This window comes from Bacteroides caecigallinarum (assembly GCF_016902295.1).
GTDB lineage: Bacteria > Bacteroidota > Bacteroidia > Bacteroidales > Bacteroidaceae > Phocaeicola > Phocaeicola caecigallinarum_A.
The window spans coordinates 1-945 of record NZ_JACJLQ010000117.1; the positions used below are offsets into that span (position 1 = coordinate 1).

Genomic DNA, 945 nt, shown 5'->3' on the forward strand with positions numbered 1-945 from the left:
AATTGAAACTTGACTTCGACAAGATGGATATGACTCCAGAGGAGGAAGAGGCAGCCCGCCAGGCCATAAAAGAGGTAAGCGAGTATAAGCGGATTAAGGTCAGGGAACATGAGAAAAAAGTTCCCGTCCGCCAAAAGCTGCCGGAACATCTCCGCCGTGAAGAAGAGCATATCTACCCCGAAGGCTATCTTGGCAATGAAGACCAATGGGTACTGTTTGATGAAACGGAAACTTCCGAGCATCTTGAATATAAACCGGCCGAACTGTATGTCCGTGTCACTATCAGACATAAAGGTATGCGCAAGGATACAAACCGGATTATCACCGCTCCAGTGAAAAATGAACCGATACCCAAGAGTTATGCAAGCGCTTCGCTGCTTACCGAGCTGATGGTCGGCAAATATGTGGACTATCTTCCGTTCTACCGGCAGATGCAGATGTTCAAGCGTATAGGCATCAGCCTGCCACCGTCCAGCATCGAAGCCTGGTTCCATGAAGTGGCCGACCTGATGCGTCCCGCCTATTACCGGTTGAAGGAACTGGTCCTGTCTTCCGATTATGTCCAGTCCGATGAGACAACTATACCTATAATCAACAATGAGAAGCATCAGACAATAAAGGGATATCTTTGGCTGGTGCGGAACGTAACGGGCAACCAGGTCTTCTTCTTTTACCATGACGGTTCCAGAAGCATGAAGGTGGCTCTGGAACTCTTCAAGGGTTATCAAGGAGCCATACAGACAGACGGATATACCGGTTATGGAATACTTGAAAAGACAAAAGGTATCATCATCATATGCTGTTGGGCACATGCCAGACGCTACTTTGAGAGGGCATTGAAGCATGACAAGGCCAGGGCGGAGTATGCCATGACCATTATAGGCATGCTCTATGACGTGGAACGTATAGCCGATGACGACAACATGAATGCACAGCAGCGTATGG

1 protein-coding gene is annotated in these 945 nt (G+C 48.4%); it reads left to right on the forward strand.

The window, feature by feature from the left end:
* Nucleotides 1-945: IS66 family transposase (gene tnpC / locus H6A27_RS14410; protein WP_204509189.1), on the forward strand; the 945-nt coding region annotated here is incomplete at both ends.